Origin of the sequence: Halobacterium rubrum, assembly GCF_021729015.1 — an archaeon.
Taxonomy (GTDB): Archaea; Halobacteriota; Halobacteria; order Halobacteriales; family Halobacteriaceae; genus Halobacterium; species Halobacterium rubrum.
In genome coordinates this window covers 685,862-709,518 of record NZ_JAJQQZ010000002.1, presented here as the reverse complement: position 1 = coordinate 709,518, position 23,657 = coordinate 685,862, and the positions used below count along the sequence as shown (strand labels likewise).

Below are 23,657 nucleotides of genomic sequence, written 5' to 3'. Positions count from 1 at the left end.
AACCGAACCGAGTAATTCCTCCCGGTTCCAAGCCCGGGTATGGTCACGCTCGACGGCGACGTCGTCGCCCGCCACTACCCCCGGGTGTCGCGGTACAACTCCCCGTACCCGGCGCACGACGCCGGCTGTGCCGTCGACCTCTACCCGGACGGCGACGACGGCCCGAACGGCTGGGCGGTCGCCGCCCCGAGTCCGGTCGCCGGCGAAGTCGTCCAGACCCGGACCGTGCAGTGCCCGGACCGCCCGTACGCCGCCGACCACGACCACCTCGTCGTGGTCGACACCGGCACACACCTCGCGCGCATCCTCCACGTCGACCCCGGCGTCGACGCCGGCGACGTCGTCGAGGTCGGCGACCCGCTCGGTCGGCTGGTCCGGTCGGGGTTCTTCGCGCCGTGGGTCGACAACCACATCCACCTCGGCTTCCGCGAGCACGGCCAGAACGCCGTGCGCGCGTCCGGGTCGCTGCCCCTGGACCTCGACGTCCCCGTCGAACCGGTGGCGTGGGACGGCACCGCGACGGTCGTCGAGACCGGCGAGACGTGGCTGCGCCTCGACGAACCGACCCACCCCGCGCCGAGCGGCGACGCCTACGCCGGCCTCGCCAGCGACGACGCCACGACCGTGGACGGCGGCCTCCCCCACTACGAAGCCGGGTACGCCGACGGGACCGGCGACACCGTCTCCGTGCTCGGCACCGTCGTCGGCGACCGCACCGGCGACCGCACCGTCACGTGGCGCGACGACGTCACCGTCGCCGTCGACGGCCGGCCCGCGAAGGGGCTGTCGCTGTGGCTCGGCCGCGACGCCCTCGGCTGCAAGGTCGTCGCGCCCGGCCACGGCTTCGCCGTCGGTGACGAGGTCGCCGTCGCAGTCTGGCACGGGTAGCGCCGCTACCGGGGCCGAGTCACCCACCCGACCAGCGCCCCGATACCGGCCACGGCAGCGCCACCGAGCGCGGTGAACAGTCCAGCGCCGGCCACTGCCTCCCAGACGCTTGCCCCGTCACAGCCGGTTCCCGAACACATCAGCGTCCCGTCGAGAAGGACGCCGAGGCTTCCCACCACGAGCGCGAACACCCCGATGAGCGTCGCTCGGCGTGCGGCCCGCGTGACAGTTGCTGTGTCCACGAGGGGGGTATTCCGATGGCGTGTGTAAATCTCTGCTGCCGGTGCTACCACACCCAAACTCACCGGGTCCGACGCTTATACCGCCTCACCCCGTTGGGAAGGTGTATGGACGCCGTCGACCACGTCGAGATCACGGAGCGACTCATGGGTGGCGTCGAGATCGTCGCCGCGTACGTCCTCGTGTTCCTGTTCGCCGTCGGCGTCTTCGACCTCGGGCTCACCATCGGCGAGCTCATCCTCTCCGGCGCCATCACCGACACGACCGAGGTCGTCGACCTCGTCGACACCGTGCTGTTGCTGTTCATCCTCGTCGAAGTCTACCGGACCGTCGTCGCCTACACCCGCGAGGAGAGCGTGCTCCGCATCGTCATCGTCACCGCCGTCATCGCCGTGGCTCGCCGCGTCATCGTGTTCAAGCCCTCGGACTACGCCTCGCCGGATGCCGCGCTGTTCACGGCCGTCGGACTCGCCGTGCTGGTCGCTGCGCTCGTCGGGTCGCTGTACGTGCTCCGGTCCGGCGAGGGCGACGCCGACCCGTTCTGACCCCGGCCCTCAGACGAACGTCACGGCCTCGCGGTCGAGCACTTCGCCGAACAGCCAGTCGGCGTGCTCGACGGTGTACTCCCTGTGGTCCTCCTCGATGTAGCCGAGTGCGTCCTCGACGAGCACGGGGCGGTAGTCCCGGAGCCCGGCCGACCCGGCGGTGTGCAGCACGCAGACGTTCGCGAGTGTCCCGCACAGCAGGAGGTCGTCGACGCCGTGGCTCTCCAGGTACCCCTCGAGGTCCGTCTGGTAGAACGCGTCGTAGGTGTGTTTCTCGACGACGTGGTCCGCCTCGCGGACGTCGAGGGCGTCGTGCAACTCGGCGTCCCACGACCCCTCGACGACGTGTTCGCCCCAGCGCTCGAACTCGTCGTAGTAGTGGTTCCCGTCGAACTGCTCGGGCGGGTGGACGTCCCGCGTGTAGACGACGCTCGCGCCCGCCTCCCGGGCCCGCGACACCAGACCCGTCACGGGCTCGAGGGCGGCCTCGCTGGCCGGCGCGTGCAGGCTCCCCTCCGGGTGGCAGAACCCGTTCTGCATGTCGACGACGACGACTGCGGTGCTGGCTGGCTCGAACTCCATACCTGAACGTTCTTCCGGGCCGACAAAAGCAGTTGGCCCGCGGGGCCGCCGGGTTCGCGGCGGCTGCGAGCGTGCACAGGACCTTTTGAACTGGCGTCCCGAGTGATGCGTGATGGCACGGCGACTGCTCGCCGTCGCAGTGGTGTGTCTCGTTGTCCTGGCCGGCTGCCAGGGCGGCATCACCGGCGACGCGACGACCGAACCCGAACCCACGACGGCCGAACCCACCGAGACGGACACCTTCGACTACGCGGACCCCGCAGAGGACCGCCTCGGGTGGGAGGGCGGCTACTGGTACAACGAGTCCATCGACGTCGACCGCTCCGATGGCCTGAACGACTCCGAACTCGCCGCCGTGGTGAACCGCTCGATGGCGCGCGTCGAGCACGTCCGCGGCCTCGAGTTCGAGGAATCCGTCCCCGTCGAGGTCATCTCCCGCGAGGAGTTCGCCAACGAGACGGCAGCCTCCTTCGAGAACGTCACCCGGAACGGCAGCCTCCACCAGAACGTCAAGTGGGAGGCGATGTTCATGCTCGGCGAGAACGAGAGCGCCACCGAACAGCTGGAGTCCAACCGCGCCGGCTCCGTGCTCGGCTACTACTCGCCTGCCGAGGACCGCATCGTCATCGTCTCCGAGAACACGGAGTCCCCGGAGATGGACGAGATCACGCTCTCCCAGGAGCTGTTCCACGCGCTCCAGCAGCAGCACTTCAACATCTCCGAGATGAACCAGTCGACGCGCGAACTGCACAACGCCCGCGACGGCATCATCGAGGGCGACGGCAACTACGTCGACCACCTCTACCAGCAGCGCTGTGAGAGCGACTGGGACTGCCTGCTCCCGCAGACGCAGGGTGGCGGCGGTGGCGGCGACCGCCACATCGGCATCGCGCTGACGAAGCTCCAGCCGTACAGCGACGGCCCCGTGTTCGTGCAGGAGCTCCGCGACGAAGGCGGCTGGGCGGCCGTCAACGACGCCTACGAGCACCCGCCGGCGAGCACCGAGCAGACGATTCACACCGAGAAGTACCGCGAGGACGAACCGACCGACGTCTCGGTGCCGGACACCTCCAGCGACGAGTGGACGGTTCCGGACATGGGCAACGGCAGCGTCGACTACGCCTCGTTCGGCGAGGCGGGCATGTACACGATGCTGTGGTACCCGAGCTACGCCGAGAGTCAGGCGACCGGCGCGCCCGCCAGCGTCGTGATTCCGGTCAACCACCTGCTGTCGCCCGCCCAGAACGAGGAGACGCTGGATCTCTACAACTACAGTCACCCGTACACGGCCGGCTGGGACGGCGACCGGCTCGTGCCCTACGTGACCGACGACTCGATGGAGACCAGCGAGACGGCCTACGTCTGGAAGTCGGCGTGGGACTCCACCGAGGACGCCGAGGAGTTCGCCGAGGCCTACCGCCAGCTGCTGGAGTACCACGGCGCCGAGCGCGTCGACGCCCAGACCGCCCGCTACCGCATCCCCGAGGGCGAGAGCGCGTACGCCGACGCGTTCCGCGTGCTGACCGAGGGCGACCGGGTCATCATCGTGAACGCGCCGACCGTCGACCAGCTCGACGACGTCCACGACCCGTCGAACTGACCGCCCCGGCTCGCAGAACAACTCCCGCTGCGTTCGGGAACACCTAGCAAACCCTTTCATCGCCGACTCCGTAGCCGACGTATGCGCGCGCTCACGCCCGCCGCCGCCGTCGCCGTCGCCGCGCTCGTCGTGCTCGCGGGGTGTTCGGCTCTGCCGGCAGCCGAGAGCCAGCCGGGACAGCAGCCGACGGTCGGCGAGCCCGAATCAGCGCCGAGTGACCTCGCCGACCCCGACGAGGACGTGCTCGGCTGGGAGGGCGGCTACTGGTACAACGAGAGCCTGCCCGTCACCACCGGTGACGGCCTGAACGGGACCGAACGAGAGATGGTCGTGAACCGCTCGATGGCCCGGGTGGAGCGCCTCCGCGGCGTCGAGTTCCAGTCGCCGGTCGACGTCGACGTTGTGTCCCGGGAGACGTACCGCGAGGAGTACGCGAACGCCGGGAACACCAGCGAGACGCTGCGGACGTTCGACGACGCGAAGTTCGAGGCGCTGTTGCTCGTCGGCGAGGACAGCGACGCCATCGACGTCCAGCGGTCGAACCGCGGGTCGAACGTCCTCGGGTTCTACTCGTCTGCCGCGGACCGCATCGTCGTCGTCTCTCCGACGGAGACGCCCCAGATCCGGGAGACGACGCTCGGCCACGAGCTCGTGCACGCCCTGCAGTTCCGGCAGCTCGGCGCCGGCTACGACACCCCGACCCGCGACCGGGCGAACGCCAACAGCGGCCTGATCGAGGGTGACGCGCGGTTCGTCGACCAGCAGTACGGCGACCGCTGTGGCGCCGCGTGGGACTGCGTCACCGACGAGGGCGGCGGCGGTGGTGGCGGCGACCTCCACCTCGGCGTCTACGTCATGAAGTACTTCCCGTACAGCGACGGCCCCGGGTTCGTCGAGCACGTCTACGACGGCGACGGCGACGCCGAAGACGGTGGGTGGGAGGCAGTCGGTGACCTCTACGACGCGCCGCCGGCGTCCAGCGAGCAGGTCGCCCAGCCCGAGAAGTACGGCGAGGGCGAACCCAGCGACCCGACGCTCCGGGACCGCTCGACGGCCGACTGGCAGCGCGTGTCCGTCGACGGCCGCGCGCCCTACGGCGAGGTCGGGGTCGGCGGGCTCACGGCGATGTTCGCGTACCCCGCCTACGACGACAGCCGCGACGGCGTCGTGCTGTCCCCCCGGGAGTTCCTGAACTACGAGGACGGCGAGGTGAACGCCGAGGACCCCTTCGAGTACACGACGACGCCCGTCGAGGGCTGGGACGGCGAACGCCTGTGGGTGTACGAGCACGAGGCCGACGGCGACCTCGGGTACGCGTGGCGCATCGCGTGGGACTCCCCCGGCGACGCCGAGGAGTTCGCCGCGAGCTACCGCGACCTCCTCCGGTACTGGGGCGGCGAACGGGTCCGAGACGCGGACGGCAGCGGCGAGGTCTGGCGCATCCCGGAGGGCGAGAGCCAGTTCGCGGACGCCTTCCGCGTGACCGTCGACGACGACCGCGTCACCATCGTGAATGCGCCGACCGTCGACGACCTCGACGCCGTCCACGAGCCTCGCTGACTGCTGGCGCCGCCAGCCCGGGAGCCGAGGGTTTTTCGCTCGGGCGGGAGAACCGGGGAGTATGCTGACTTCGCGGAGGGTCGCGTCGTGACCTTCGACATCGTCGACGCCGACGCCATCGAGAGCGGGCGCGCGACGGACGCCTACTTCGAACGCACGGAGGCCGCCCTCGACCACGCCGGCCGGAACCCCGACGTGGTCGCGGAGGTCACCGCCGACCAGTTCCCGACCAGCGAGTTCGAACTGCTCGCCGGCGTGAAAGACGCCGCCCACCTCCTCGAGGGCCTCCCCGTGGACGTGGACGCGCTCCCCGAGGGGACGCTGTTCGACGGCGGTCCCGTGATGCGCATCGAGGGGGGCTACCGGGACTTCGCGCGCTACGAGACCTCACTGCTGGGCTTCCTCTCGCACGCTTCGGGCATCGCGACCGCCGCACTCGAAGCCCGACGGGCCGCCCCGGACTCGCAGGTGTTGAGCTTCGGCGCGCGCCACGTCCACCCGTCGCTGGCGGCGGTCGTCGAGCGGTCGGCGCTCGTCGGCGGCCTCGACGGCTTCTCGCACGTCGCCGCGGGCGACGTCATCGGCCGCGAGGCCGGCGGCACGATGCCCCACGCGCTGGTCATCTGCTTCGGCCGTGGCGAACAGGAGGCCGCCTGGCGGGCGTCCAACGAGGGCGTCGGCGACGACGTCCCCCGGGTCGCGCTCTGTGACACGTACAGCGACGAGAAAGACGAGGTGCTGCGGGCCGTCGACGAACTCGGCGACGACCTCGACAGCGTCCGACTGGACACCACGTCCTCGCGGCGCGGCGACTTCCGGCACATCGTCCGCGAGATCCAGTGGGAGCTGGACGCCGTCGGCCGCAGCGACGTCGACGTCTTCGTCTCCGGGGGCCTCGGGCCGACCGACCTCCGGGAGCTGCGGGACGTCGCCGACGGCTTCGGCGTCGGCGGCCACGTCTCGAACGCCGACCCCGTCGACTTCGCGCTGGACATCGTCGAAGTCGAGGGCGAACCGGCGGCCAAGCGCGGCAAGCTCTCCGGGAAGAAAGACGTCTACCGGACCCGGGACGGCGGCCACCACGTCGGGCTCGCCACCCGACCCGGCCCGACTGGGGCGTCGTCGCTGCTGGAGCCGCTGCTGCGGGACGGCGACCTCGTCAGGACGTTCGACGTCGACGACGCCGCGGCGCGCGCACTCGACGACGCCGACGCTGTGTCGTTCAGGCGGGACACCGAGTAGGAATCGCGGTCGCGGCCGCCGCTTCGGCTACGCCGTGAGTTCTTCGACTGGCTCCTCTTCGTCGCCCGTCTCCCGGAACACCTGGCCCTCGAACAGCGTCACCATCACGTCGTCGTCCTCCCAGGCGCCGTCCGGCAGGCCGGCCTTCCGGCAGGTACGGTCGAGGTACTCGAAGACGCTCCAGTCGTTCTCGACGGGGAGTGTCGGGTACATCCAGCCGTGCTGGCCGTCGCCGTCGATGGCGACGCCGTGGACGCCGAGCTCGATGTCCTCGACGGGGTCGTCGGTGAGCACCAGATTCGACACCGTGCACACCGACACCTCGATGTTCTCGAGTTCGGCTGGCTCGACTTCCGAGCCACACGACGCGTCGGAGGCGGCCTCGATGGCGGCCTCGACGATGGCGTGCCCGAGTTGCTGGTCGCGGTTCCCGAGTTCGCGGACGGACTCGTGGGCGCCGGCACACCCACGCAGTCGGCCGCGGCCCCGGGTCGACTCGAGGCGCACGAACGCGCTGGTTCGGTTGTAGAACGCATCCCGCATGCTCCCCGGCTGCTCCCGCTGGCCGTTCTGGACGAACGCTTCCACGGACTCCCGAGCGAGCTCTACCGTGCGAGCGCCGTCCTCGAAGGAAAGGTCTACTGTCTGGCCCTGGCCCATACGAAGCGTATTACGCCGGCGACAGACTTCAAGCCTTCCCTTGTGCGCGAAAACCGTGAAGGATTCCTATCTGTGAACGGACCACTCGAAACCACGGCAGGAACTACCGGCTAGCCCGTAAGTACTTGATTAGCTACACGTTAGCGGTTCGTTTCGCAAACGTACGGCCGAATACATTCGTGGTTCGTCGGTCGGTGCTTCGACGCGCCGCGTACTCCGGGAACCGAACCCCTTAACGACGCGCCCCGCCTACGTCGAGTGGGCAGAGGGAGCCCGGCTCCCGTGCCGCGAGGCATGAGGAAAGTCCCCCCACCCGTTCGGGCAGGCGGCCGGACGCAAGTCCGGGGCGGGAGACCGCCGGCACTGGAACAGAGACGACACGTCCCTCTCACACCGATGAGGCGCGCGACCCGACCCGGAAGGGAAGGAAGCTAACCCGCCGAGGGAAGCGTGACCGGGGCACCCGGTCACGGATAGGCGAACGGCGCAAGCTGTTAGCCACCCGGCGACGCCGCGTCTGCGGCGTCGCCCGTGGGAGGGGAGCGATGGAACGGCCAACCCCCGCCGGTGCAAGTCCACGCGTGCGAGGTAGCTCGAACCACCCGAGAGGGGCCGCGTGGACGCTCAGCCGAATGCCGGGCCGAACAGAAGGGGGCTTACTCCCCTCAGCTCTACTCGGCGCCGACGAGCCGACGGCTCGTCGAGCGACACGCTCCTCGAAATCAACCGAGTAGTCGAGAGTCTCTGTTACTGCGCCCCGGCGATGGCGGTCAGCGGCGTCGCGCCGCCGACGATGGCGCCCGCCGTGAGCAACGCCGCAGCGAGGGTCACGAAGTCGTCGCCGGGGTTGAGCCCCGCCAGACTCGCGCCTGCGTCCACGATGAAGATCGTCACGAAGAAGCTCACTACTGCCAGCACGAGCAGTAGCGCCACTGCGATGACGCTCCCGACGAGTTCGCCGACCGAGCTGAGAAGTCCCATGAGTCAGTTACCTCTAAACACTGAGAGGTCCGCCCGACGCATAACGTGCGGGGGTCGTGTCCGCTGTAGTAGGGCCTTCCTACTGTCGTTCCGTTCGCGGTACGCACGACCTACTGGCCAGTATTCCCGCGGTTCGCGGCGGCTCGGCGCGGCTGTCGGCCGCAGTGGCTTTTTCCGTTCGACGCGCGACCACCGGCGCATGCGCTCTCGCCGCTCGGTCCTCGCCGCCCTCGGCTCCGGTCTCGCCGCCCTCGCCGGGTGTAACGCCGCCGACGACACAGCCACCACGGACTCCAGCACGCCGACAGCTACTACGACCTCGACGCCTCCCGCTACCAGCACGACGACCACTTCCACGGAGACGACGGCGACAGACGACGTCGTGGACTGCGAGACCTCGTGGGGCCCGGAGCCGTCGTGGACAGTCGAGGGGCCGGCCGTCGGTGGCCCCCACGTCGCTTCCGGTCGCGTGCACGCGGTCGTCGCCGACGAACTCCGCGCGTTCGCGTCCAGTGACGGCGCCGTCCAGTGGCGGCAGCCGGTCCCCGACGGCTCTGTCTACGCGGTCAGCGGCGGCGTCTTGTTCGCCGGTGACGGCGGTGTGACGGCGTTCGACGCCGCGTCGGGCGAGCGCCTGTGGTCGTTCACACTCCCGGGCGAAACCCGCGCGAAGTGGGCCGCCGTCGCCGTCCACGACGACACCGCGTACGTCGCCGCGGCACAGGCCCCGACTGCGTCCACAGACCCCGATACCGTCTACGGGCGGCTGTACCGGTTCGCGCTCCGGTCCGGCGACCAGCGCGGCGTCGACGACCTCACCCCCGACGGGGACGAGGCGGTGGACTGGCTCAAGCCGCTATCCGTGCTCGCCGACGACACCGGCGTCTACGTGACCAGAGAGACCGGCGGCGTCCTCGGTGCGACACACGACGGCTCAGTCCGGTGGCGCCGGGAGGGCGACGACTGGTACTACGAGGCGGTTCGCGCCGGCGGCGTGCTCGTCCAGCCACAGAGCCGGCAGGTCACCGCGCTCGACGTCGAGACCGGCGAGACCGCCTGGACCGACGACCGCCTCGACATGCAGGTCGCCGCCGCCGACGACGTCGTCTACGGCACGAGCGGCGGCAGCCCGCAGACGTACGCGACGGTCACTGCCGTCGACGCCATCACCGGGGACGCCCGGTGGACGTCGAAACTGGACGGCTGTGGCGGTTCCATCGTCGCCGGCGGCGGCGTCGTCGCCACCGGCGTCGGCTGTCGGAAATCCCGCGTCGACCTCTACGACGCGACCACCGGCTGTCGCTACGACGACGTCGACGGCAGCCCCGACGCACAGCCCGGCCTCGCCGTCGGCGACGGCACGCTGTACGCCACCCGCCACGCCGACACCGACGAACTCGTCGCGCTCCCGCTGCCGTAGTACCGTCTCGGCGCTCGCTCTGGCTCGCGGTTCTCGTTCCGTTCGTCGTTTCCGAGAGTCTCACTCGCTCACTTCGTTCGCTCGCTCCGACTCTCGCGCTGCTCGCGGGTCGCGATGCTCCCCGCTCGCAGCTCCCGCGGTTCTCGCTCTCCTCCCGGGCCACGCTATCCTTCGAAGCCGTCCTCCCATCGGAACGTCCCGTTGCGCTGCACGACCTCGCCGTCGACCGTCATGAACGAGTCCTCGCTCACGTCGGTGATCATGTCGACGTGGACGGCGGAGTCGTTGGCCTCGTCCTCGCTGCCCTCTGGGAAGTTCGACTTGTACGCGCGGCCCAGCGCCAGGTGGACGGTGTCGCCCATCTTCTCGTCGAAGAGGATGGAGTCCGTGAACTGGTCGATGCCGCGGTTCATACCGATGCCGAGCTCGCCGAGGCGCTTCGCGCCCGCGTCGGTCTCCAGAATCTCGCCGACGACGTCCTCGTTCTGGCCGGCCGCGTAGTCGACGACCTCGCCGTCCTCGAACGTGAGGTGGACGTCCGTGACGCGCTCGCCGCGGATGGTCATCGGGACGTCGAAGACCACCTCGCCCTCGGTCGCCTCGGGGGCAGTGAACACCTCGCCCGACGGGAGGTTGTGGGAGTCGTAGGCGACGGAGGCCGCGGAGTTCACGGCCGTCCGCCCCTCGATAGACATCGTGAGGTCGGTGTCCTCGCCTTTCACGAGTCGGACCTCGCTGCCGTCGTCGAGGATGTCCTTCATGTTCGCCATCTGGTCGGCGAGGTCCTCCCAGTCCCGGAGGATGGCGTCGTACGCGAAGTCCCGGTACGCCTCGAAGGACATGTTCGCCTGCTGGGCGAGCGACCGCGTCGGGTGGACCGTACTCACCCAGTCGGTGTCCATCCGGGCCTCCCGGAGCTCCTCCCGGGACTTGCCGTAGGCCTCGCGGACGTCGGCGGGGACGTCCGACCCCTCGCTGGGGTTCCGGCCGCCGCCGATAGAGAGGTACACGTCGGCGTTCTCGAGGAGCGCGAGCTCGTGGGCGGGGTCGTCGTCGAAGTCCTCGCCGTGACCGAGTTTGTACGCACGGCTGAGCTCGCCGGACGAGTACGTCGTGACGAGGTTCGCGCCGCGCTCCCCGACCGTCTCGGCGACGGCGACGGCGAGCTCGTGGGCGTCCGGACCGACGTTCAACACGACGTTGTCGCCGTCTTCGATTCGCGCGCTCCAGTCGACGAGCACCTCGGCGTGTTCCGCGACGCGTGAGTCCATACCCTGAGTCCGGGCGGCACGCGAAAAAGCGGCCGGGTTCCGGGCGGCGCCGGGGGTTACTCGTAGACGAGGACGGTGCCGAACGACGCCTCGATGACGTTCACTTCCTCGCCGGACGCGGCCCGGTACTCCTCGGTGACCTCGAGCCAGTCGGCGTCCAGCTCGAAGGACTGGCCGTCCGCTTCGACGGTGACGGTGTCACCGGAGTGCATCTGCGCCTGGATGGCGGCCGGGTCCGCCGCCTGGATGGCCTGCATGACGGTGCCGGCGTCGCTGCGGAACTCCGGCCCGATCTCGGAGTCGTCGCCCTCGACCTCGACGGGGACGAGCTCGACGTCCGGCCGGCCGTCGACGAGCTTGATGGGGGCGTTGACGGTCTCGCTGAGGTCGTAGGTGTCCAGCCGGGCGCTGTCGCCGTCGCTGCCGTCGAAGTACAGCTCGACGCGGTCGAGGTCGGCGTTCAGCGGCATGCCCTGGTCGGACTTCCACGCGCGGACGTCGCTGGCGACCTCGGCGATGCGCTCGCCCGCCAGTTCGGCCTCCTCGTCGCGGTAGTCGACGCTCGGGAAGTCGGCGGTGTGGACGCTGCCCTCGGTGCCGGGCAGCGACTGCCAGATCTCCTCGGTGGCGTGCGGGCTGAACGGCCCGAGCAGCCGCGCGACTGCGGTGACGGCCGTGTAGAGGGTGTGTTCGGCGGCGGCTCGCTCGCCGGGGCGGCCGTTGTACAGCCGGCCCTTGACGAGTTCGACGTAGTCGTCGGCGAGGTCCTCCCACGCGAACTCCCGCAGCGTGCGGAGCGCGCGGTCGAAGCGGTACTCGCTCATCGCCTCGTCGACCTCCTCGCAGACCGTCGACAGCTCCGAGAGCAGCCAGCGGTCGGCGTCCCGGTAGGCGGGGTCCTGGATGTCGGGCGTGTCCTCGTCGAAGTGCCCGGCGGAGAACTTCGCGATGTTCCAGAGCTTCGTCAGGAAGCGGGAGGCGGACTTGACCTCCTTCCACTGGAACTGGACGTCGCTGCCGGGGCGGCCGCCGAGCGCGAGCGCCTGCCGGACGGCGTCGGCGGAGTGCTCTTCGATGGCCTCGTCGGGTTCGACGACGTTCCCGCGGCTCTTGGACATCTTGTTGCCGTCCGGGCCGAACACCATGCCGTTGACGAGCACGTCGTCCCAGGGCTTCTCGTCGGTGAGTGCGCCCGTCCGCAGCAGCGTGTAGAACGCCCACGTGCGGATGATGTCGTGGCCCTGCGGCCGGAGGTCGACCGGCTCGAAGTCCGCCAGGTCGATGTCTTCGGGCCACCCGGAGAGGTGGAGGGGCGTAATCGAGGAGTCCATCCACGTGTCCATCACGTCGGTCTCGCCCGTCCAGTCCTCGGCACCACAGTCGGGACAGGCGCCGACGGCGGGGTCGTCCTCGGTGGGGTCGACGGGCGCTTCCTCGCGGCTGGCGATGTGCCAGTGCCCACACTCGTTGCACTCCCAGGCGGGGATGGGGGTGGCGAAGACGCGCTGGCGGGAGACGACCCAGTCCCAGTCCATGCCCTCCGTCCAGTCCACGAGGCGGTCGTGCATGTGGTCCGGAATCCAGTCGGCCTCTTCGCCCTTCTCGAGGATGAGGTCCTGGTCGACCTCGACGAACCACTGCTCCTTGGAGAGAATCTCGATGGGGGTGTCGCAGCGCCAGCAGGCGCCGACGCTCTGCTCGGTCGGCTCCGTGTCGTTCAGGTAGCCCTCGTCGTCGAGGGCGGCGGCGATCTCCGCTTTCGCCTCGTCGATGGCGAGCCCGGCGAAGTCACCGGCCTGCTCGCCGAGGTGGCCGTCCTCGGTGAAGACCGCGCGCAGGTCGAGGTCGTACTCGGCCCACCAGTCGACGTCCTGTTTGTCGCCGAACGTACAGATCATGACCGCGCCGGAGCCGAAGTCGGCGTCGACCTCGTCGTCGGCCAGCAGTTCGACCTCGTGGCCGAACAGCGGCACCTCGAACGTGTCGCCGATGCGGTCCTCGTAGCGCTCGTCGTCGGGGTCGACGGCCATCCCGACGCAGGCCGCCAGCAGCTCGGGGCGCGTGGTCGCGATCTCGATGTTCTGCGGCTCCGCCGCAGAGCCAGAGGGACTTCGTCCCTCCCTGTCGTCGTTGTCGACGTCGTCAGACTCCGCCTGACGGCCTGACGAGCTCTGCTCGTCAACGCCGTCGAACGTGACGTAGTACAGCGTGCCGTCGCGGTCGACGTTCTCGACCTCCGCGTCGGCGATGGCGGTCTCGCAGCGCGGACACCAGTTCACGGGGTGCTCGTCGCGGTGGATCATGTCGTCCTCGGCCATCGCGGAGAACGACTCCTGGGTCTTCCCCCAGTACTCGGGGTCCATCGTGCGGTACTCGGCGTCCCAGTCCTGGGAGAAGCCGAGTTCCTGCATCGTGGCCTTCATCTCGTCGATGCGGTCGTCCGTCCAGTCGATGCACATCTCCCGGAACTCGTCGCTGGAGACGTCCGTGCGGTGGATGTCGTTGACTTCCTCGACTTTGACCTCGGTCGGGAGGCCGTGACAGTCCCAGCCCTGCGGGAAGAGGACGGCGTCGCCCTTGAGGCGTCGGTAGCGCGCGACGAAGTCGATGTACGACCAGCCGAGCGCGTGCCCGAGGTGGAGGTTCCCGGAGGGGTACGGCGGCGGCGTGTCGACGACGTACTGGGTGTCCGACTCGCCGGGGTCGAAGCTGTAGACGTCGCTCGCCTGCCACTCGTCTTGCCACTTGGGTTCGATGCTGTCGGGGTCGTAGCTGTCCGGGAGCTCTGTCATGGGTGGTGTCTCGGTCGTCGGTCCCGCTGCTGACCGGCCGGGTCGCGTGGCTCGGCCAGAGAAATGGATTCACACACGTACTACGGCGGAACCGACGCGCATACGTCCGAAGTGCGGTGGCGCGGTGATAAACCTTCCCGTCCTCGTGGCGAGGTTCCGTGGCGCCGTTGGGCGGTGTGTCTCTGACACACACTCTCGTTTAGGCTCACCGAAAAACCGACGGGCTTTTCTACTTTAGGGGGACCAAAACCGAGTATGCGACGACGCACGTTCCTCAGAGCGGGTAGTACCGCCACGCTCGCCGGCCTCCTCGCGGGCTGCGCCAGCCCCGGCGAGAGCGGCAGCGACGGCACCGAGACGCCGACGAGCGACGACGCGACGACCACTGCGGCCGACACCACCGAGGCCGCGAACGAGGAGACGACAGCCGAATCCTCGGAGTCGTACTCCGTCTCGATGACGCCTGTCGGCGAGGTCGAGTTCGACGGCGTCCCGGAGGAAGCCGCCGTCTACATGCCCGGCTACGCCGACATGCTCGTCGCGCTCGGCCACGGCGACGCCATCACGTCCGTCGGTCAGCTCTCTCGCTTCCACACCGGTCAGTACGACGAACTCGACGGCGTCAGCATCGAGGAGGAGAAGATCACCGACCTCGTGAACGCCGGCGTCACCCGGGAGACGCTGCTCCAGCTCGAACCCGACGTCTACCTGATAGACCCGAACTGGCTCACGAACGTCTTCGAGATGAACGCCGAGGACATCCAGTTCATCGAGGAGCGCTCGGCGCCGTTCTTCGGCAACACCATCTTCCGCCGCACGGACGGCTGGCACGACTACGACTACTACACGCTGTACGGCGCCTTCGAGACGGTCGCCGAGGCGTTCAAAGAGACCGAGCGCTTCGAGGCGTTCCGGTCGTTCCACGACGACTTCGTCGACCGCCTCGCCGAAGACGTGCCCAGCGAGGGCCCACGCGCCGCGCTCGTCTGGGGCGGCAGCAACCAGCCGGAGGAGTTCTCCCCGTACCACCTCAGCGGCGAGGGCGCCAACAAGAAGGCGTTCCACGACCTGAACGTCCGCGACGCGATCGCCAACTCCGACGTCGAAGCGCTCTCGCAGAGCCAGCGCTCGAAGATCGACTACGAGACGCTGCTCGACCTCGACCCCGAGGTGCTGTTCGTGCGCGGCCACGAGGACAAGACCCCCGAGCAGTTCCAGAACACCGTCGTCTCCTTCATGCAGGACCACGAGACGGCCAGCCGCATCACGGCCGTCGAGAACGGCGACGTCTACCGCGGCGGCCCCATCTTCATGGGTCCCATCCAGCACCTGTTCCTCACCGAGCGGTTCGCCACGCAGCTCTACCCCGAGACGGTCTCCGGCGAACTGTTCGACCGCGACGACCTCGCGTCCATCGTCACCGGATAGCCCCCAACCATGTCCCGCCAGTCCCGCACACGAGACGTCCTCGTTCCCGACCTCGACGGGAAGCTCGTCGGCATCGCCGTCGCCAGCACCCTCGCCGTCCTGCTGGCCGCGCTCGTCCAGATCCGGTACGGCGCCTACCAGATGCCCGTCGAGACGGTCTGGCGGGCGCTGTTCGACCGCGCCGTCTGGACGAACCCCGACGTGCTCGCGACCATCCTGCTCGGCGAGGGCCACGCGAAATTTCTGGGCGTCTACCGCGACCTCTCGGTGCTCTCGGACGCCAGCGCGGTCGTGTGGACGATGCGGCTCCCCCGGGTCGCCGTCGGCGTCTTCGTCGGCGCGAACCTCGCCGTCGCCGGCGCCATCTTCCAGGCGATCACGCGCAACGAACTCGCCAGCCCCTACGTCCTCGGCGTCTCCTCCGGCGCCGGCTTCGCGGTCGTCCTCACCATCGTCTTCTCCCTGGGCACGTACCTCCTGCCGCTCGCGGCGGCCGTCGGCGGCACGGGCGCGTTCCTGCTCGTGTACGCCGTCGCGTGGCGCGGCGGCACGACGCCGGTCCGACTCGTGCTCGCGGGCGTCGTCGTCGGCACCATCTTCAACAGCCTCCAGACGGGCGTGTTCTACTTCATCGACTCCAACGGCGCGATGCGCACCGCCATCTCGTGGCTCGCCGGCTCCCTGACCGGCGTCGGCTGGACCGAGGTCCGGCTGGTCGTCGCCCCGACGCTGCTCGTGGTGCCGGCGGCGCTCGTCGCCGCCCGCCAGCTGGACGTGCTCCTGCTCGGTGAACGCCGCGCCCGCGCGCTCGGCATGCGCGTCGAGACGTTCCGGTTCGGGCTGTCGGCGCTGGCCATCCTCGCGACGGCCGCCGCTGTCGCCGTCGCCGGCCTCGTCGGGTTCGTCGGGCTCGTCGTCCCGCACGCCGTCCGCACCGTCGTCGGCAGCGACTACCGGCGCTTGCTCGTCGGCTGTCTGTTCGTCGGCCCCGCCCTCGTGGTGGTCGCGGACGTCGTCGCCCGGCTCGGCCTCGGCGGCGTCCAGGTGCCCGTCGGCGTCGTCACCGGCCTCGTCGGCGGCCCGTACTTCCTCGTCCTGCTGCGCCGCACGGAGTCCTTCAACGAGTTCTGAGCATGCCACCGACACACCACCCAGACACCGACGCCGACGAATCGACGCCCGCCGACGCGACCGGCGCGGACGCCGTCACCGACGAGGACCCCGTGGAGTCGGCGGCGCTGCTCGGCAGCGACCTCGAACTCGGCTACGGCGACACCACCGTCGTCGACTGCGAGGACATCGTCGTCCCCGAGGGCGAGGTGACGGCGCTCGTCGGCCCGAACGGTTCCGGGAAGTCTACGCTCCTCAAGGGGTTCTCGGCGGAGCTGGAGCCGGACGCCGGCACCGTCCTGCTCGACGGCAGCGCGGTCCACGACCGCGCGCCGAAACAGCTCGCCCGCGAACTCGGCCTGCTCGCCCAGGAGAACGACGCCCCCGGCGGTCTCACCGTCGGCGACCTCGTCGCGCACGGCCGCTACCCCCACCGGGGGTTCCTCGACCCGATGGGTTCCGAGGACCACGCCGCCATCGACCGCGCCATCGACCTCGCGGGCGTCGACCACCTCCGGGACACGCCCGTCTCCGAGCTGTCCGGCGGCCAGAAGCAACTCGCGTTCGTCGCGATGGCGCTCGCCCAGGACACCGACGTCCTCCTGCTGGACGAACCGACGACGTACCTCGATCTCCACCACCAGTTGCGCGTGATGGAGGTCGTCCGCACGCTCAACGAGGACCGCGACGTCACCGTCTGTGTGGTCCTCCACGACCTCCAGCAGGCCGCCCGGTTCGCCGACTACCTCGTCGCGCTCGACGACGGCGAGGTCTACGACTGGGGGCCACCGGAGGACGTCGTCACCGAGTCGCTGCTCGCTGACGTGTTCGGTGTCGATGCCGCCGTTACCTACGACGACGAGCCCCGAATCGTTCCCCGGCGCCCGCTAGATTAGGCGTCCTCGCCCTCCAGCCGGTCGACGCGCTCGCGCAGCGCCTCGACGTCCTCCTGTAGTTCCCGCCGCGACGGCGGCGACGTTTCGCTGTCGCCGGTCACCGACACGGCGGCGACCACCGCCGCCGTCGACACGAGCGTTCCACCGAGGACGACCGTCATCCCGGGCGGCGTGGCGTCCAGCAACACGAGGAGGGCGGCGTCGTTCAACAGTACCACGGCGAGGACCGTCGGGAGGGTTCGCATGGTCGATGGCTCCGCGCGAGGCGTCTGAAGTGTTCTGGTTCCCGCTCGCTGGACTCACCGCTACCGTAATCCACTTCGGCCCGCCCGGTGTTTCGATTCGCAATGGCCGAGCCCGAGGAAAGCGTCTTCGACCGGTACCGCGACCGGGTCGACCGCCCCATCCGGCGGCTGTTCCGCGTGTACGGCGTCCCCGAGTGGCCGTACTTCGCGGCCGGCATGGTGGCGAACGTCGTCGCCCGGGTCGCCAGCCTGCTGCCGCCGGTCGTCCTGGGGGCCGCCATCGACAGCGTGTTCACCGGGGACGCGCCCTTCGACCTCCCGCTGCTGCCGGCGTCGCTGTTCCCGAACACCGAGGTCGCGCAGTTCGAACTCTCCGTCGCGCTCATCGCCGGGTCGTTCGTCGTCACCGCCGTCTTCACGTACCTCTACGGGGTCGCCGCGAACCTCTTCGCGCACCGCGTGATGCACGACGTGCGCACGGACTCCTTCGCGAAGATGCAGGGACTGGACATGTCCTTCTTCGACGACAAGCAGACCGGCGAGGTGATGTCCGTGCTGAACAACGACGCCTCCAATCTGGAGGTGTTCCTCGACGACGCGCTCCAGAACTCCGCCCGGCTGGTCGTGATGGTCGCCGGCATCACGGTCGTGCTGGTCTCCGAGAACTGGCAGCTCGCGGTCGTCACGCTGTCGGCAATTCCGCTGATGTTCCTGCTCACGCGGTGGTTCATGGTGCGCGCAGCGCCCCGCTACGAGCGCCAGCGCGCCGCCGTCGGCAACCTCAACACGCGCCTGGAGAACAGCCTCGCGGGCGTCGAGCTCGTCAAGTCCAGCGCCGCCGAGGACCACGAGACGGGTCGCGTCACGGACGCTTCCTACCGCTTCTTCCAGGACACGATGGACGTGCTCCGCCTGAGCTACGTCTACCGGCCGGGGATGGAGCTGCTCGCCGGGCTCTCCTTTGCCGTGACGTTCGCCGTCGGCGGCTACTGGCTGCTGTACGGCGCGCCGCTGTTCCTCACGGGGACGCTCTCCCCGGGTGCGTTCGTGACGTTCATCTTCCTCACGCAGCGCTTCGTCACGCCGCTGGCGGAGGTGTCGAACATCGTCGACCAGTACGAGAACGCGAAGGCCTCTTCCGCCCGCGTGTTCGGCCTGATGGACATCCCCGCCGGTGTCGAGGACGCCGACGGCGCCACCGAACTCACCGGCGTCGATGGGCGCGTCGAGTACGACGACGTCACGTTCAGCTACGACGACGAGGAGACGGTCATCGACGGCGTCTCGTTCGAGGCCAACCCCGGCGACACCGTCGCGCTCGTCGGCCCCACCGGCGCCGGGAAGTCCACGCTCTGCAAGCTCCTGCTCCGTCTCTACGACGTTGACGGGTCACACCCGTCAGCCCGTCAGACGGAGTCTGACGACGTGAACGACGGCGCCGTGCGCGTCGACGGCCACGACGTCCGGGACGTCACGCTGGACAGCCTCCGCGAGCACGTCGGCTACGTCAGCCAGGACACCTACCTCTTCGACGGCACCATCGCCGAGAACGTCGCCTACGGGGAGTTCGACGCCACCCGCGAGGCGGTAATCGAGGCCGCGAAGGCCGCCGACGCCCACGAGTTCGTCGCCGCCCTCCCCGACGGCTACGACACCGAGGTCGGCGAGCGCGGCGTCAAACTCTCGGGCGGCCAGCGCCAGCGCATCGCCATCGCGCGAGCCATCCTCGCCGACCCCGAGATTCTGGTCTTCGACGAGGCGACCAGCGACGTCGACACCGAGACCGAGCGCCGCATCCAGGAGAGCCTCGACGACCTCGCCGACGACCGCACCGCCGTCGTCATCGCCCACCGGCTGTCGACGGTCCGGACCGCCGACCAGATTCTCGTCGTCGAGGACGGCCGCATCGTCGAACGCGGCACCCACGACGCCCTGCTGGCGCGCGAGGGCCGGTACGCCGACCTCTGGAGCGTCCAGACCTCGACGCTGGACGGGTAGCGCCCGCATCGCAATTACTACCTTCCGTCGCGGGAAGACTCCGGTATGGAACTCGGAGTTGTCGGCCTCGGCCGCATGGGGCGCATCGTCGTCGACCGGTGTCTGGACGCCGGGCACGACGTCGTGGCGTTCGACATCGACGCGGACGCCCGCTCGGACGCGACCGACGCCGGCGCGACCGCCGCCGACTCGCTGCCCGGCCTCGCCGCCGAACTCGGCGACGCTCCCAGAATCTGGCTGATGGTGCCCGCCGGCGACCCCGTCGACGCCGCGCTCGACGAGCTCGATCCACATCTCGACGACGACGCGGTCGTCGTGGACGGCGGGAACAGCCACTTCGAGGCGTCGACCCGGCGCGCCGACGAGTACGACGTCGCCTACCTGGACTGCGGCACCTCGGGCGGCCCCGCCGGCGCCGAACTCGGCTTCTCGCTCATGATTGGCGGCCCCGAGTGGGCGTACGAGGAACTGACCCCCGTCTTCGACGCCGTCGCGACGGGACCCGACGGTCACGACCGCATGGGGCCGGCCGGCTCCGGGCACTACGTGAAGATGGTGCACAACGGCGTGGAGTACGCGCTCATGCAGGCGTACGGCGAGGGCTTCGAACTCCTCCACGAGGGGCGCTACGACCTCGACCTGGAGGCCGTCGCCCGCACGTGGAACAACGGCGCCGTCATCCGGTCGTGGCTGCTGGAGCTCTGCGAGGAGGCGTTCCGCGAGGAGGGCAGCGACCTCGGCGACGTCGCCGACCACGTCGCCGGCGGCTCCACGGGCACCTGGACCGTCCAGGAGAGCCTCGAACAGGAGGTCCCGCTGCCGCTCATCTATCAGGCGCTCTCGGAACGGTTCGGCTCCCGCGCGTCGGGCGACGGCGAGGGGCGGTTCTCGCGGCGGCTGGCGAACCGGCTGCGGTACGGGTTCGGGCGACACGAGGTGGCTCGGAACGAGCGGAGCGAGTGAGAGCCACGGAACCTGCGAGCGGGGAGCGCAGCGACCCGCGAGCAACGGTCGCTCGGAAGGAGTGAGCGGAGCGAACGACTGAGAGCGACGAAGACGCGAGCGGTGAATGCGTGCTCGCCCAGCGGGCGAGCACGAGGTGGAGCGGTGAGCACCGCGAACCGCGGAACGGAGTGAGCCGCGAGGAGAGGTCGCTCGGAAGGAGTAGCGCGGTTCGGAGGGAGCAGCGCGGTTCGGAGGGAGCGAGCGAAGCGAGCGACTGAGAACCGCGGAACGGGCAAACGGGGAGCGATGCGACCCGTGAGTAGCGCGAAGCGAACGACTGAGAGCGACGAAGACGCGAGAACTGGCGCCGACCAGACGTGTCGCGCTCAGTACTGGGCGTCGTACTCGATTTCGTCGGCGACCTGTTCGGCGAGGCCGGGCGAGCACTCGCGTTCGACGACGTGCAGCGCGAGGTCGATGCCGGCCGTGACGCCGCCCGCCGTGAGGACGGTGCCGTCGTCGACGTAGCGGTCGTCGCGGACGTCGATGTCCGGGTAGTCCTCGCGGAGGTCGCTCTTGGCGGACTCGTGTGTGGTCGCGGGGCGGCCGTCGAGGAGTCCGGCTTCCGCCAGCAGCATCGCGCCCGTGCAGACCGAGGCGACGGTCGCGCCGCCGTCGTGGAGCGTGGCGAGGCGCTCGGGGAGCGTGCCGCCGTCGAGCTCCGACCAGACGCCGGGGGACTCGCGGTCGTTCCAGCCGCCGCCCGGCACCACGACGAGGTCGGGCACGCCGAACAGCACGTCGTCGGGCTCGACCGTCAGGCCGTGGCGGGCGGTCACGCCCTCGTCCGGCACGAGCGTGCGCATCGACACGTCGAGGTCGCCGCCCATGCTCGCGGCCGTCTGGAACACCTCGTAGGGCGCGACGGCGTCCAGTTCGTCGAACCCCTCGAACAGTAGCACAGCGACGTCCATACCTCACCCTCGGTCTGCACCGTGAAAATTCGCCCGGAGCGGCGCCGTCGCGCAATCACAATACTGTTAAACGCCGCGTCCGAACCGGCTCGCATGGTGACCACACTGGGTGTCGCGCTCGGCCTGGGGGCGGCGCTGACGTTCGTCGTCCTCAACTTCGTGAAGGGCGCGTCCAAGCCCACGCCGGAGGACATCGCGCAGGACGTCCTCGAGCAGCGCGCCTCCACGGTGCCGGAGACCGACTTCCCCGAGCCGTACAACCGCTCCATCGGCGGCGGTGGCGGCGCGGGCGCCGTCGCGGCCGGCGGCGCGGAGGGCGAACTCGAGGACTCCGAGGAGGAAGACGAGGGATTCGACCCCGACGCGATCGCCGACGACGAGGTCGAGTACTACGAGATCGAGTTCGTCAACGAGGGCGAGACCATCGAGGTCGCGAACAACGAGACGCTGCTGGACGCCGGCGAGGACGAGGGCTGGGACCTTCCCTACGCGTGCCGGCAGGGCCAGTGCGTGTCCTGTGGCGGCCGCGTCGCCGACGGCGAGGACGCCTCCGAGTACATCCGGCACTCGGCCAACGAATCGCTCGGCGAGTCCGAAATCGAGGAGGGCTACATGCTGACGTGTACGGCCCACCCGACGGCGTCGTTCTCCCTCGAGACCAACGAGACGCCCTGATTGCCGACGCCGCCGCCGCTCCGCCTGCGTCGACCGAACGCACGCCCGTGGCGACCCGGTAGGGCGCTTGGATTGCCGGTTTTCTCCGTTCCGGAGTTTTGAACTACCCCCGCGTACTGGCTGTTTGTAGTGACCGAGTCCTCCGCTTCCTCCTCTCCGTCCTCCATCACCGAGGGTGACCTGCTCGGCCCGATGGTCGAGCTGGCCTGGCCCATCGTGGTCATCCAGCTCCTGCAGGTCGCGTACAACCTCGCCGACACCTTCTGGCTCGGCCAGCTGTCCGGGAACGCCGTCGCCGCCATCTCGCTGGCGTTCCCGCTCGTGTTCTTCCTCATCTCCGTCGGCGGCGGCTTCACGACCGCCGGCTCCATCCTCGTCGCACAGTTCACGGGCGCCGACAGCGAGGGGTCGGCGGGGAAAGTCGCCGCCCAGACGCTCGGCTTCGTGGTCAGCCTCTCGACGGTGCTGGGTGTCGTCGGCCACTTCGTCACCGGCGACATGCTCGCGCTCCTCCCCGCCGACGCCGAGACGGCCGCGGTCGTCGTGCCGATGGCCGCCGAGTACATGGAGGTCTTCTTCCTCGGGATGCCCGCGCTCTTCGGGTTCTTCGTCTTCTCCTCGCTGATGCGGGGCTACGGCAACACGCGCGCGCCGATGATCGTGATGTTCGTCAGCGTCGCCATCAACGTCGTCCTCGACCCCCTCCTCATCTTCGGCTGGTGGTTGTTCCCCGAGATGGGCATCGCCGGCGCCGCCGTCGCCACCATCTTCGCGCGCGCCGTCGCCGCCGTCGTCGGCGTCTACGTGCTGTTCTTCACGAACGCCGGCCCCGACATCGAGCTCTCGCAGTTCTACCCCGACCTCTCGATGGTCTCCCGTATCGTCCGCGTCGGCACGCCGAGCGCCGCCGAACAGTCCACCACCGCGCTCGCGATGATCACGCTCACGGCGATGGTCGCGAGCTTCCCGCCCGCCGTCGTCGGCGCGTTCGGGCTCGGGAACCGCCTCATCTCGCTGGTCTTCCTGCCCGCGATGGGACTCGGCCGCGCGACGAACACGATGGTCGGGCAGAACCTCGGCGCCGCCAACGAGGACCGCGCCGAACGCGCCGTCTGGCTCGCCGCGAAGTTCGCCGCCGCCGTCCTCTTTGGCGTCGCCGTCGTCGCCGCCGTCTTCCCCGCGCCCATCGTCTCGGTGTTCCTCGCACCCGGCAGCGAGAACGCCGCCGAAATCGTCGACTTCGGCACGACGTACCTCCGTATCCGCTCCGTCGAGTTCATCTTCGTCGGCATCCTCCAGGTGATGCTCGGTGCGTTCCGCGGCGCCGGCAACACCAAGACCGCGATGGTGATGTCGATGGTCGCGCTCTGGATCGGCCGCGTCCCCACCGTCTACCTGTTCGCGTTCACGCTCGGCTGGGGCGCCACCGGTATCTGGGTCGGCATGGCGCTCGGGAACATCCTCGGCGCCATCGCCGCCGCGCTCTGGTTCACCCGCGGCACCTGGAAGGAGACCATCGTCGACGCCGACGACGCGGAAGACGACACCGGCGCCACACCGGACGAGGACGACCAGCCCGAGCCGACCTGACGCCGACTCACAACC

The 23,657-nt window shown here is 69.6% G+C and carries 21 protein-coding genes and 1 other RNA gene; 14 read left to right on the top strand and 8 right to left on the bottom strand.

Annotated elements, in window-relative coordinates; genetic code table 11:
• Positions 1-39: 39 nt before the first annotated feature.
• Complete coding sequence (locus LT971_RS11155) at positions 40-888, top strand: DUF8155 domain-containing protein (RefSeq protein WP_237006998.1); 849 nt, start codon at positions 40-42, stop codon at positions 886-888.
• Between the two features lie 5 nt (positions 889-893).
• Here LT971_RS11155 and LT971_RS11150 read toward each other — a convergent pair whose 3' ends face one another.
• Positions 894-1,130 carry a hypothetical protein gene (locus LT971_RS11150; protein WP_237006997.1) on the bottom strand — a complete coding sequence of 79 codons (237 nt, stop codon included), beginning with the start codon at positions 1,128-1,130 and terminating at the stop codon, positions 894-896.
• Positions 1,131-1,235: 105 nt separating this feature from the next.
• On the opposite strand from LT971_RS11150, the gene LT971_RS11145 reads away from it, so the two are divergent.
• Positions 1,236-1,673, top strand: coding sequence for a phosphate-starvation-inducible PsiE family protein (locus tag LT971_RS11145; RefSeq protein WP_237006996.1), 438 nt, complete (start codon positions 1,236-1,238; stop codon positions 1,671-1,673).
• Positions 1,674-1,682: 9 nt separating this feature from the next.
• Here LT971_RS11145 and LT971_RS11140 read toward each other — a convergent pair whose 3' ends face one another.
• On the bottom strand, positions 1,683-2,255 hold the full coding sequence (locus tag LT971_RS11140; protein ID WP_237006995.1) for a cysteine hydrolase family protein: 573 nt from the start codon (positions 2,253-2,255) through the stop codon (positions 1,683-1,685).
• 112 nt (positions 2,256-2,367) lie between these two features.
• Between LT971_RS11140 and LT971_RS11135 the strand changes: the two genes are divergently transcribed.
• From LT971_RS11135 to LT971_RS11125, 3 genes are all read left to right on the top strand, one after another.
• The gene (locus LT971_RS11135; RefSeq protein WP_237006994.1) at positions 2,368-3,855 is read left to right on the top strand and encodes an Hvo_1808 family surface protein; all 1,488 of its coding nucleotides are present in this window, start codon (positions 2,368-2,370) and stop codon (positions 3,853-3,855) included.
• 81 nt (positions 3,856-3,936) lie between these two features.
• Positions 3,937-5,415 (top strand): Hvo_1808 family surface protein, encoded by a 1,479-nt coding sequence (locus tag LT971_RS11130; protein WP_237006993.1) that lies wholly within the window; start codon positions 3,937-3,939, stop codon positions 5,413-5,415.
• Between the two features lie 87 nt (positions 5,416-5,502).
• Positions 5,503-6,657 (top strand): nicotinate phosphoribosyltransferase, encoded by a 1,155-nt coding sequence (locus LT971_RS11125; protein ID WP_237006992.1) that lies wholly within the window; start codon positions 5,503-5,505, stop codon positions 6,655-6,657.
• Between the two features lie 27 nt (positions 6,658-6,684).
• On the opposite strand, the gene LT971_RS11120 is transcribed toward LT971_RS11125, so the two are convergent.
• Positions 6,685-7,317 carry a TIGR00296 family protein gene (locus LT971_RS11120; protein WP_237006991.1) on the bottom strand — a complete coding sequence of 211 codons (633 nt, stop codon included), beginning with the start codon at positions 7,315-7,317 and terminating at the stop codon, positions 6,685-6,687.
• 261 nt (positions 7,318-7,578) lie between these two features.
• Here LT971_RS11120 and rnpB point away from each other — a divergent pair.
• Positions 7,579-7,988: RNase P RNA component (gene rnpB / locus LT971_RS11115), an RNA gene on the top strand.
• Between the two features lie 76 nt (positions 7,989-8,064).
• On the opposite strand, the gene LT971_RS11110 is transcribed toward rnpB, so the two are convergent.
• Complete coding sequence (locus tag LT971_RS11110; protein WP_237006990.1) at positions 8,065-8,298, bottom strand: hypothetical protein; 234 nt, start codon at positions 8,296-8,298, stop codon at positions 8,065-8,067.
• 199 nt (positions 8,299-8,497) lie between these two features.
• On the opposite strand from LT971_RS11110, the gene LT971_RS11105 reads away from it, so the two are divergent.
• Complete coding sequence (locus tag LT971_RS11105) at positions 8,498-9,718, top strand: outer membrane protein assembly factor BamB family protein (protein WP_237006989.1); 1,221 nt, start codon at positions 8,498-8,500, stop codon at positions 9,716-9,718.
• 164 nt (positions 9,719-9,882) lie between these two features.
• Here LT971_RS11105 and LT971_RS11100 read toward each other — a convergent pair whose 3' ends face one another.
• On the bottom strand, positions 9,883-10,989 hold the full coding sequence (locus tag LT971_RS11100) for an aminopeptidase (RefSeq protein ID WP_237006988.1): 1,107 nt from the start codon (positions 10,987-10,989) through the stop codon (positions 9,883-9,885).
• Positions 10,990-11,045: 56 nt separating this feature from the next.
• A complete protein-coding gene (locus tag LT971_RS11095; RefSeq protein ID WP_237006987.1) occupies positions 11,046-13,781 on the bottom strand; it encodes a valine--tRNA ligase in 2,736 nt (911 codons plus the stop codon).
• A 255-nt stretch (positions 13,782-14,036) separates the two neighbouring features.
• Here LT971_RS11095 and LT971_RS11090 point away from each other — a divergent pair, with 255 nt between their 5' ends.
• Genes LT971_RS11090 through LT971_RS11080 form a run of 3 tightly spaced genes read left to right on the top strand, consistent with a single transcriptional unit; the run spans position 14,037 to position 17,215 of the window.
• Positions 14,037-15,209, top strand: coding sequence for an ABC transporter substrate-binding protein (locus tag LT971_RS11090; RefSeq protein WP_237006986.1), 1,173 nt, complete (start codon positions 14,037-14,039; stop codon positions 15,207-15,209).
• Between the two features lie 9 nt (positions 15,210-15,218).
• Positions 15,219-16,340 (top strand): FecCD family ABC transporter permease, encoded by a 1,122-nt coding sequence (locus LT971_RS11085; RefSeq protein ID WP_237006985.1) that lies wholly within the window; start codon positions 15,219-15,221, stop codon positions 16,338-16,340.
• Between the two features lie 2 nt (positions 16,341-16,342).
• Entirely contained in the window at positions 16,343-17,215 is an 873-nt protein-coding gene (locus tag LT971_RS11080; RefSeq protein ID WP_237006984.1) for an ABC transporter ATP-binding protein, read from the top strand.
• Here the strand turns inward: LT971_RS11080 and LT971_RS11075 are convergent.
• The gene (locus tag LT971_RS11075; protein ID WP_237006983.1) at positions 17,212-17,460 is read right to left on the bottom strand and encodes a hypothetical protein; all 249 of its coding nucleotides are present in this window, start codon (positions 17,458-17,460) and stop codon (positions 17,212-17,214) included. The two genes, LT971_RS11080 and LT971_RS11075, sit on opposite strands and share 4 nt — an antisense overlap.
• A 102-nt stretch (positions 17,461-17,562) precedes the next feature.
• Here LT971_RS11075 and LT971_RS11070 point away from each other — a divergent pair, with 102 nt between their 5' ends.
• Together LT971_RS11070 and LT971_RS11065 are read left to right on the top strand one after the other, a co-directional pair.
• Positions 17,563-19,458, top strand: coding sequence for an ABC transporter ATP-binding protein (locus tag LT971_RS11070; RefSeq protein WP_237006982.1), 1,896 nt, complete (start codon positions 17,563-17,565; stop codon positions 19,456-19,458).
• A 45-nt stretch (positions 19,459-19,503) separates the two neighbouring features.
• Positions 19,504-20,421, top strand: a complete 918-nt coding sequence (locus LT971_RS11065; protein WP_237006981.1) for a decarboxylating 6-phosphogluconate dehydrogenase — start codon at positions 19,504-19,506, stop codon at positions 20,419-20,421.
• A 368-nt stretch (positions 20,422-20,789) separates the two neighbouring features.
• Here LT971_RS11065 and LT971_RS11060 read toward each other — a convergent pair whose 3' ends face one another.
• A complete protein-coding gene (locus LT971_RS11060; protein ID WP_237006980.1) occupies positions 20,790-21,377 on the bottom strand; it encodes a DJ-1/PfpI family protein in 588 nt (195 codons plus the stop codon).
• Between the two features lie 93 nt (positions 21,378-21,470).
• Here LT971_RS11060 and LT971_RS11055 point away from each other — a divergent pair, with 93 nt between their 5' ends.
• Together LT971_RS11055 and LT971_RS11050 are read left to right on the top strand one after the other, a co-directional pair.
• Positions 21,471-22,052, top strand: a complete 582-nt coding sequence (locus LT971_RS11055; protein WP_237006979.1) for a 2Fe-2S iron-sulfur cluster-binding protein — start codon at positions 21,471-21,473, stop codon at positions 22,050-22,052.
• Between the two features lie 192 nt (positions 22,053-22,244).
• Positions 22,245-23,642 (top strand): MATE family efflux transporter, encoded by a 1,398-nt coding sequence (locus tag LT971_RS11050; RefSeq protein ID WP_237007044.1) that lies wholly within the window; start codon positions 22,245-22,247, stop codon positions 23,640-23,642.
• The last annotated feature ends 15 nt before the right edge of the window (positions 23,643-23,657 follow it).